Here is a 972-nt window from a genome sequence, read left to right on the forward strand (position 1 = left end):
CACGGTCAGGGTGCCGTTGAAGATGTAGTCGCGTTTGTCGTAGCGCGTGGCGACAGCGCGGAACTGCTTCCACTTGCTCACGCACCGCTCGACGGCACTGCGTCGGCGGTACTGCGCCTTGTCGAAGGCCGGGGGACGTCCGCCCGCCCGGCCCTTGCGCCGGCGCTTGGCCCGCTGGTCATCGGGCTGGGCGATGGTTGCCTTGATACCCCGCCTGCGCAGATAGGCGCGGTTGTCGCGGCTGGAGTACGCCTTGTCCCCACGCACGCGGTCCGGACGACAGCGAGGCCGGCCCGGCCCCCGCCGGCGGATCCGTAAGCCCTCCAGCACGGCGACGAACATCGGGCTGTCGCCCCGCTGGCCTGGCGAGGTCTGCCAGGTCAACGGGCGGGCACGATCGTCGGACAGCAGATGGACCTCGCTGGTCAGTCCGCCCCGCGAGCGCCCCAGCGCCTCCCGCCCATCGGCCTCCACACGTGCACCGCCCCCTTTTGCGGGAAGTCACGCGGGGGCCGACGGCGGGCCCCGGCCGCGTGCTGATGAGCCCGGCAGGAAGTGGAGTCGATGTTCACCGCCCACTCCCGGGAGCGCTGGTGTGCCTCCTCCTCGAGGGCCTTGGCCAGGTGGCCGTCGGGGTCGGCGGCGTCGGCCTCGATCTGCAGCTCTGCCAGGATCTGCTGCCAGGTCCCGTCCGCCGACCAGCGGCGATGCCGCTCGTAGACGGTCTGCCACGGTCCATACCGCTCGGGCAGATCAGGCCAGGGCACACCGGTACGGGCACGGAACAACACCCCGTTGACCACTGTGCGGTGATCGGCCCACTGCCCACCCGGCTTGCCGTTGGCGGGAAGTAACGGCTCGATCCTCTGCCACTGCGCATCCGTCAGTTCATGCCGCCGCACCATAAGACGCCCCTGCCCAGCCCGAGCACTGATCCACCCACCCAAGCAAGAGCCATCAGAAGCGACCTAG

1 protein-coding gene is annotated in these 972 nt (G+C 70.3%); it reads right to left on the minus strand.

Features of this window, described 5'->3' with window-relative positions; genetic code table 11:
* Positions 1-902, minus strand: a protein-coding gene (locus GRC12_RS44650; protein WP_439959964.1) for an IS5 family transposase whose coding sequence is annotated in 2 segments (ribosomal slippage) — positions 1-501 and positions 504-902 — 900 coding nt annotated over the 2 segments. Because the reading frame shifts where the segments join, the coding sequence is not laid out codon by codon here. This gene is flagged as partial in the annotation.
* Positions 903-972: the final 70 nt, after the last annotated feature.

Source organism: Streptomyces griseorubiginosus, from assembly GCF_017614965.1.
Classification (GTDB): domain Bacteria; phylum Actinomycetota; class Actinomycetes; order Streptomycetales; family Streptomycetaceae; genus Streptomyces; species Streptomyces griseorubiginosus_B.